The sequence below is a fragment of the Lacticaseibacillus sp. 53-4 genome, assembly GCF_016861805.1.
Lineage (GTDB): Bacteria > Bacillota > Bacilli > Lactobacillales > Lactobacillaceae > Lacticaseibacillus.
The window spans coordinates 1-8,603 of sequence record NZ_BOLT01000047.1; the positions used below are offsets into that span (position 1 = coordinate 1).

Genomic DNA, 8,603 nt, shown 5'->3' on the forward strand with positions numbered 1-8,603 from the left:
AGTACTAACAAGAATAGGTCTTCATGGCCTTTTTGGTCTAGTCGTCAGGGTGTTGCACTTGAATTGTAAACTGGGGCAAAGAGTATCGTCTGTTCCCGGTATTTCAACCCGCCCAGTTTCTGTCCGACTAGGAATCGTCCCCACGTTGATCATGATGGACTTAATCGCACTCCAGTCTGTCACCATGGATTCGGGAACATAACCGTTAGGGCTAGAAGGATTTGGATTTATGGTTGCACGTTCTGTCGAGTACAAAACGACTCCGGACAGCGGATCTCCATTGGCAAAAGTCGTCGGCAGTTTGACTGGCCCGGTCAGCTTGAAAGTATATGTTGACCCCTGATCATCATCTTTTTGTGGCAGGTTAATGACTTCCGACGAGTTAGTAGCGGCAGAGCTTGTCGCGTCAATCATATTCACGTAAAAATTCTGCGCTTTATCACCGTGAATGTCTGAATTACCCTGAGCAGCTGGTGACCCATCCTGATTACCCTGCGCTAACGAGGCAGCAAGACGGGCATCGGCCATGTCAATTGTCCACTTCTCGGAAAGATAGGTAACAGTATTCGCATGAATAACTTTCGCTAAAATCGGGTCTTTCACTACCTGCAACCCACTCTGAAGAGGTGTAGTCGGCGAATATATCAGTAATTGAACCGGATATTTCCCTGCAACATCATCTGGAAGATTGTCAAAGAAAACATGCGCATACGAATTAGTAGCTTTTGAGGTGTCGACCCAAACGCCAGTACCGGAATAATCAAAAGTAAATAGAGTGCGACCATCAGTTAAACCCGTAGTCGTTACTTTAGCGCCCTTAACCGACTCCTCATCAACAAATCCGTGAAGTTGTGGCGGCAGCACTGCATACAGGATTGGCTCTTTAATCAGATTGGTTGTCTGCCCATTAGAGCCGGTATACTGCAAACTCACTTCACCGGATTTACTCTGACCGGGGAACGTAGATTTTGACTCAGCAGTCTTATTTATATAGCCAGTGACATGTGCCTGAAGTCCCACAACAGTCTGTTTAAATGAAACTGGCGTGATAGAACTGTTGCCGGTCACCTTTAAAGACATTGTGGTGGTTAAAACATCACCGACTTTGACTGGATCACCATTGTCATACGTTTTAGACAGAGTGCCCAGAAGAAACATCCCATCCACCGGTTTACCATATGAATCTTTATTTTCAGATCGAGCGCCAGGAGCCAATAAATTAGGCGTCAGTTCAATCTTGCGAATTGCTGATTTAGCAGTTGGTTTAATAGTACCGCCAGCAGCCACTGTGCCAGTCTCAACTGAGTTGTCAGCCAAGGTAAGCTGATAACTATAGGAAGTCGTGCCAGGTAGATAGGCCGCCGTTCCATCAATCTGTTCAGATGGCACCTGTAGACCTGTGGCATCAAAACCGTTAGGTACACCAATCGTAAATGTTGCATTTGTTTGCGGTGCAGCACCTTGATAATCAAAGGAAAATTTGTTGAGGTAATAAATTGGCTGATTGGTCTCATCTTCAGTAGCAAGAGTCAGCTTATCCGCAGTAGGCGACCCATTACCCTTGACTTCAGTCTCCCCTTTAATCGTCAAACCACTGTCATCGCCATCGCCAGAAGGTAGCATTGTTTCCGTCCAAGGCGTTTTTGCGGTCGCTGTCAAAGTTGGCGCATCATCGCCATCACCCAGCTTTTGAATCAGCGTGGCTGGTCCCGGAGCAACTAACGGCTTGGGGTCAGGGTTCGGCGACACAGCATATCTACCGGCAAGTAAATATGGAGCGCCCCACCCTTGATTGCCACTGCCTTTTGGCACAGTAATCACAATGTTAGTACCAGCACCACCGGGTTGAGCAATTGTCGTGTGATCCTTAAAATTATTCAGTTGAGCCGTCATATCCGAATCCAAAGTAAAACCGGTCGGCACGGGAATCGTTATCGTGGTCCCATAGTTGACTGCCAAATTGACTTGGGAGCTTGGGCTGCCAGTCTCATCCTGCTTGCCGTTTTGTTCGGGAGTGGTGAACTGATAAACATATTCAGTATCCGGTAACAGACTGCCAATGCTGTCATCATCGTCGCCTGCTGGGTACTGGCGTTGAATTGGATTAATGGCGATGTTCGGTTTTACCGTTTGTGTCATGGTAATTATCTTCTGGTCTTTACCATTAACATCGTATTTAATCTGACTAGTCGACGTACCAATGTCTTTCATCGGTCCGTTGTCGGTATCCTTACTGTTCCCGTAAATGTAAAGAATAAGCTTCTGAGTGACACTCGCATCGGCAGTAAAGGTGTTCGTAATAACCCAGTTTCCTTGGTCATCCTGCTTCCGAGCGGTAGTCCCCACCGACGCTGGTATTGGCTCAGCCTTGGAGCCATCGAAGCCCCAGGAATTGTTGCTGGCTGGAATCGTAATTGTGAAGACGTCACCGGCATGACCAGACATGTTAAATAGAGCCGTCATGTCTTTCGTGACACCTGAACCGACCCCAACGTTGGTCGAAGGTATGTCTAAAGTGGCACTAGCGGTGGAAGCTGTTGGTGCTTCTTGAGTGTCTGCCTGCACCGCAACAGCATCAACCTGCGTCTTCGTCTGCACTGGGGCCTGCTGTACATCAGCTGCCACGGTCTGCTTTTGTGCAGAATGTTCCGTTGCAGCAGAACCTGCATCAGTTGCTGTTCCTACGGGTTGACTAGTCACCTGAGCAGACGAATCATTTTGGGCTTGAACCGGCGCTGACTGTGTCTTAGCTTTCTGGTGAGTCTGTGTTGTCGAAACAGCTGGCGTTTGAGCTACTGTCTGAGTATCGGCCTGACCAGACTGATCAGCTTGAGCAGGCGTAGTGACCTGCTTGGTTGCAGCTTTAGTGGCGTCAGTAGCTGGCGTATCGGTGGGTGCAGACTTCACACTGCTTTGCAGCACTGCTGACGCGCTGGGCTTCACAGCTGTACCACTTTCCGTAGCAGGCGCACCATCAGGAGTTTCCGTCGTTGCCGCATGCGCAGTCAGCGGCTGTTGAAAATACATAGAACCCGCAAACAGCATCGAAATCCCCGCGACTGCCCATAGCTTTCCGCGCTTATACAGCTTATAATGCCGCTTCTCCACGGTAGTATCAGCGGCTAGCCGCTTCATGAGATGTTTATCACCCATAGTTCACTACTCCTTTTTAAACATGAAAATCCAGATTTCCTTTATACGAACCTATAATAACCCATTTTATTACGTCTTTGTCTGTCAAAATAGCATATTCAGACTTCGAAATATGAATTTTGGGGTGTCAAGTCCCCATGCCGTAAGGGTTTGCGCCGTTAACCAAATTAACAAATTTTTTGTTCAGTGTCACACAGTAAGGCCTTTACCAATTCGACCTTCTCTTGCCGGCTGCCCTGTAGAACCCGTATCAAGGCATCTGCCGCTTTAAGCCGAAAATGGATTGAGCCAAATGGTTCGTGAACAACGCCTCATGTCAAACACTCAAAATAATCACCACAGCATTCACACCATTGTACACACAAGTCTTGAGTATTGATTATGATAAATACCTATTCAGAGTCAAAAGAGACCGGCTTCCGTTAGAAAGTCGGTCTCTTTTGCTTACCAGCTGCCGCCGAAGCCGCCGCCACCGGAAGCACCACCACCGCCGCCGGCGCCAAAGCCGCCACCACTGGAAGTCGGTGCGCTGGCATGAACGTAATTGGCAGTCACCCACACCGGCATGCCGGACACGCCGGTCTGCTCGATTCCTGGGTCGCGCTTATGCTTTAAGATGACAGACCAGAGCTTCATCAGTTTATCATCGCTCAGTGAGGCATCCTCGGGCGTGACATGAGCAAAGAATTCCTGCCACACGTGACTGGCCTCTTCGGGCTTCGCGTCGCTGAAACGGATCCACTTTTCAAAGCAGTCCTGGTAAGCCCCGACCTTACGCTGCTCAGCGTCGGTGTGGTCCTTGATCGTCGTGAGGGCCGGCAGTCGCCCTGGCCGTTCAGTCTCGTCGGTCAGTACCGCCGCCAGACTGGATGCGGTGGCCAGCTCCGCCGCCGGCCACTTATCGTCAGTCATGCGGTCGTCTTGCACCTTGTAGTAGTAATACGGCAGCGGTCCGAGCTGCGGTGCGGCCGCTAGCCACTTGATGTAGTCACGGCGGATCAGCTTGGCGAAAGCGGCGTTCAAAGCCAGCTGCCGGCTAAACAATTGCCAGCCCCCACCAGGCACCTTGTTCGGATTGATGGCGATGCCGGCTTCGTGCAGCTGCTGAAGGATGGGAAAAGTGTCCGGCTGACCATCCAGCGTCCGGCCGATCCAGTTGCGTAGCAGAAAGAACCGCGCCGCCATGCCCACCATCATCAGAACCCAGACCCAGATGATGCCGACGATGATGGCATTTTGCAGCCGCTCGTGCGCCCGGTGCCGGCCAATATCGGCTGGGGTGTAAATGGCGCTTTGGTGCCGCTGAACGCGGTGAACAGTGTTGTTAACAATAGCCGCGATGGCCTGGTCGTACTGGTCAGCGCGCAGCTGATTTTTCACGTGATCCGTCACGATTTCATCGGCCGAGCCGTCCGGCACCACCGGCTCAAGCCCGTATCCGACCTCCAGCCAGTAGTGGTGCTCCTTGGGCTCGATGGTGAGCAGCAATCCGTTGTCCCAGTCGGCGTGGCCAAAGCCGTACTTTTTGAACTGTTCGTTGGCGTAGTCCTGCAAGTCGTCCTCGTCCTTGCCCGACGTGACGATCACCGCGATCTGCGGCTTGCCCTTGATCCGCTGAAAAGCACGGTAGTTCGCGCTGTACAGAGCCTGCTGCGTGTGCGCACCAATGACCTCTTGCGGATCGCGGTACCACTCCTGCGTCTGCTGAATCTGCTTGTCGGTCAGGCTCGCCGCCTGCACCGGGTGCCCAATCCCCAGCATCAGTACTAGGCCTAGCACCAGACTGAGCCAAAGTCCCCATTTTTTCATGATGATATCCTCCGTTGATACCTACAGTCTACTGCGGCAGACCACGGGCGGCCACCAACTTTAGGCCGAAAAAAATGCCCACCTTCTCAGGTAGGCACTGATCACACGCAAGGATTAAGCCTGGTACCGAGATTCCCCGTTCAGGTATGTCTCAGACAAACTCATGTCTGGGTTCAGGACCAGGAAGTCGGCGTCGCGGCCCGGCAGGATGCTGCCGCAGGTCGCGTCGATCTTCGCGGACTTGGCCGGGACGTACGCGCCCATGTTGATGGCCTCTTCCGGCGTTGCGGCGTTCCAGTCAACAACGTTCTTGATGGCGTCCTTGAGTTGCAAGATGGAACCCGCGAGGTTGTGGGTCTCGTCCTTCAGGCGCGCGGTGCCATTGGCGACCACGACCGGGAATTCACCCAGCATATAGTCGCCGTCCGGCTGCAGGCCGGCGGACATGCAGTCGGTGACCAGCGCAATGTGCTCGGCAGTCTTCTCGCGGACCAGCACGGAGATGACCTCAGGCCGGACGTGGTGCCCGTCGGCGATCAGTTCGTCGTCAACGTTTTTCAGGTACATCGCGGCGCCGACCATGCCAGGCGCGCGGTGGTTCAGGCCGCTCATCGCGTTGAAGGTGTGGCAGAACATGCTCGCGCCGGCCTCGATGCAGGCCTTGGCCTGTTCGAAGGTCGCGCTGGAGTGGCCCAGGGCAACGACCTTGCCGTCGTCGCCAGCCATGTGGCGGATGAATGGCACGGCGTTGTCGCGCTCAGCGGCCAGGGACATTTTTTGCAGCAGGCCCTTGGCACTCTTTTGCCATTCGTCGTATTCGTCGATGGACGGGTCGCGGAAGTACTTCGGGTTCTGCGCGCCCTTGTGCTCCTCGGTGAAGAATGGGCCTTCAAAATGAATCCCCTTGATCTTGGCGCCCTTTTCCTCGCCGGCGTGATCGCCGATGGTTTTGCAGACGTCATTGAGCTGGTCGAATGAGCCGGTCAAGGTCGTCGGCAGCCAGCTGGTAACGCCGGTGCGCAACAGGCCCTCGGACATTTCCTCTAGGCCGGCCCAGTCGTTGTCCATGACGTCGTGGCCCAGCAGCCCGTGAATGTGGGTGTCGACCAGGCCTGGCGCGATCCACTGCTCGCCGTAGTCCTTGATCTCACCGGCCGGCTTGTGGCCGTAACTTGGGATGTACTCGCCAAACTTGCCGTCAGCGGTGACTTCCAGCCAGCCGCCGATTTCGGTGTTGTTCTTCAGGAAAAACTTTGCAGCATGAATGTAGTAGCTCATTGCGTGATCTCCTTAGGTTTGATGTAGAGGTTTACTTCCATTCACCAGTGTAGCACGGTTGCCGGTAGTGGTCTAGGCCAAAAGCTAGCCAGCAGTGCTCTACGGACAGCATAGCACGGCTAGCGGCGAGCGGTCCGGCTCAAGCCTTTGGGGAAAAGGCTCCCCACGATTAGTGAATTAATGTTCGAGATGAATAAATTTGTAATCCCTTGCGGCTCTAGGCAGTTTGCGCATTCTCCAGTATAATACAGAGCGCAGAACAACCAAACTGCGGTGGTATCTTCGCATTTGAAAGAAGGTGAGGCTTATGGCCATTGAGGCCCATAACCTTAAATTCTCAAGAAAGGAGGTACAAGTTTACCCATGATCGACGCGCTGGCGTGGATCATCGACTGGCTCAGCGATAATGCGCTGCCGGTGCTCCGCTGGGCGACACGAGTAATCGTGTGGCTCACGCGGCTTCACCGCGCAGCGAAGAAGCTGAGCAAGTCTTTCGGCCACGGCCGAAAAAAAGGGTAAACTAATAGCCGCGTTGACTTTTAGCTGGGTCTGACGCGGCTATTGGTTAAATGTCGGCCACCAAAGAATGGTGTTCTGCAGGGGCGCCCTTCCCGGCGTCCTTTTTGCTGTCCTTATTATATCATGGACGCGCATTCGCGAAAAGAAGCTGAGCAAGTCTTTCGCCCGCGGCCGGAAAAGGCCGTAAACTCATTGCCGCGTTGACTTTTTAGCAAGAGCTCTACGCGGCTAATTAGTTGAATGTCGGCCACCAAAGATTGGTGTTCTGCAGGCGAAGCGTTTGGCAGCACGCCTTCCTGCTGTCATCATTTTACCATGGTGCAACAAATCTCAACAACGAGTGATCACGCCTGCTTGAAGACCTTCTCGTACAGTTCCGTCACCGGATCATCGTTGTTGGTGGCGTCGAGCACCAGCCCGGCCGCGTGCTTGACCGCTGGGATGCCGTTGGATACGGCAACGCCCAGGCCGACCTGCTGGAGCATGCTCAGGTCGTTGGAGTTATCACCCAGCGCGATGATTTCGTCCTTTTTGATGCCAATCTGCTCGCCCAGCGCGATGGCGGCCTTGCCCTTGTCGATCGCATCGGGGTTGAACTCGACGTAGCGGTTGGATGAGTAGGTCACGGTCAGTGGCGCCTTAATGGTGTCCTCGACTTTTTCGTAAAAGCGGCGGCGCACACCGAAGTCCAGATGCTGGAAAATCACCTTGGCGATGGGCTGGTCCTTGAATTGGCTGAGGTCTGGCGCCGAGAACTGCTGGAAGTCGACGCCGCGGTTTTCGAGGTAGTCGCGCTCCGGCTCGTTGATGTTGGCCACGTAAACGTGATGGAAGGTGTAAACATGCGCGCAGAGGTCGCCTTCCGCCATCGCTAGGCGGTAGATTTGGTCGGCGATGTCAAAATCTAGCGTGTGCTGCACGAGGATGTGGTTGTCCTTGTTTTCAACGATCGCGCCGCCGTTATAAGAGATCACATACTGGCCGGCCAGGTCCTTGGTGCCGATGGTCGAAAGTAGCGGCTGGACGGACGCGAAGCCGCGGCCGGTGTTGGGCACAAACTTGACGCCCTCATCGCGCAGCTTGTGAATCGTCTCGACGTCCTTTGGTGACACCGACCCGTCGTCTCGCAGCAGGCTCTCGTCCAAATCGCTCACGATCATCTTATACATGCAACCAGCCCCTCATCTCTTCGTGTTAGTTTTATTGTACCGCAGCACCGAAGCGAAAAAGGCTAAGACTTGGTCACAATTTTGCCGCATTCGCCCACTATAGTAGTCAGTATCGAAACAAGCCTCCAACCTGTTTCGCCCTGCGTCGATGCTGCCTCTAACTCCGTCGGCGCGCTTTTTTCTCCTTGAATTTTTAAATTGAACAAAACAAAATATTCCTTACTTTTTACGTCACACTTTCTTCACATTCCGATATTAGTATGAACAACATAGAAGCGAGCGAACAACTCGTTCCTATCCAAACCCTACTTTTTCATTTTTACTCCTCCAAAGTAAAAATTCGGCAGTGCGCTCCCCCAAAGCGCGCTGCCATCCCTACCCCAATTAGCCGTCGGCCCCCAACCGGCGGCTTTCTTTTGCCAAAAATTCACATTTCACCGCAAAACCTGCAAGGTGCTGTCACTAATTCTTCACAGACCCTCTGTAGTATTAACACCATAGAAACAAGGCAAACTTGCTTCTATCCCATACCCCAATCTTCATATTTACTCCTCCTAGAGTCTCATCCCCCCAAAGTGAGACTCAACCCCCAAACTTTTGCCTCAATTTTCAAGTCAAGTGCAACGATGATAACGAATTCTTGATAGTGGTCTAGGCTGTTACGCCATGCATCGG

Annotated in this window: 5 protein-coding genes; 1 reads left to right on the forward strand and 4 read right to left on the reverse strand. The window is 52.9% G+C overall.

The annotated features are described in order from the left end of the window. Positions 1 to 21: 21 nt before the first annotated feature. The 3 genes from JUF21_RS11255 to nagA all read right to left on the reverse strand — a co-directional run bounded on the left by JUF21_RS11255 (position 22) and on the right by nagA (position 6,240). A complete protein-coding gene (locus JUF21_RS11255; RefSeq protein ID WP_203664669.1) occupies positions 22 to 3,153 on the reverse strand; it encodes a KxYKxGKxW signal peptide domain-containing protein in 3,132 nt (1,043 codons plus the stop codon). A gap of 444 nt (positions 3,154 to 3,597) precedes the next feature. After that, positions 3,598 to 4,962, reverse strand: coding sequence for a TPM domain-containing protein (locus JUF21_RS11260; RefSeq protein WP_203664670.1), 1,365 nt, complete (start codon positions 4,960 to 4,962; stop codon positions 3,598 to 3,600). 114 nt (positions 4,963 to 5,076) lie between these two features. Continuing rightward, positions 5,077 to 6,240 carry an N-acetylglucosamine-6-phosphate deacetylase gene (gene nagA / locus JUF21_RS11265; RefSeq protein ID WP_203624713.1) on the reverse strand — a complete coding sequence of 388 codons (1,164 nt, stop codon included), beginning with the start codon at positions 6,238 to 6,240 and terminating at the stop codon, positions 5,077 to 5,079. 363 nt (positions 6,241 to 6,603) lie between these two features. On the opposite strand from nagA, the gene JUF21_RS11270 reads away from it, so the two are divergent. Then, positions 6,604 to 6,759: a hypothetical protein gene (locus tag JUF21_RS11270; RefSeq protein ID WP_203624714.1), complete on the forward strand. Its 156-nt coding sequence runs from the start codon at positions 6,604 to 6,606 to the stop codon at positions 6,757 to 6,759. A 344-nt stretch (positions 6,760 to 7,103) separates the two neighbouring features. Here JUF21_RS11270 and JUF21_RS11275 read toward each other — a convergent pair whose 3' ends face one another. Next, the gene (locus JUF21_RS11275) at positions 7,104 to 7,928 is read right to left on the reverse strand and encodes a Cof-type HAD-IIB family hydrolase (RefSeq protein WP_203624715.1); all 825 of its coding nucleotides are present in this window, start codon (positions 7,926 to 7,928) and stop codon (positions 7,104 to 7,106) included. Positions 7,929 to 8,603 lie beyond the last annotated feature (675 nt).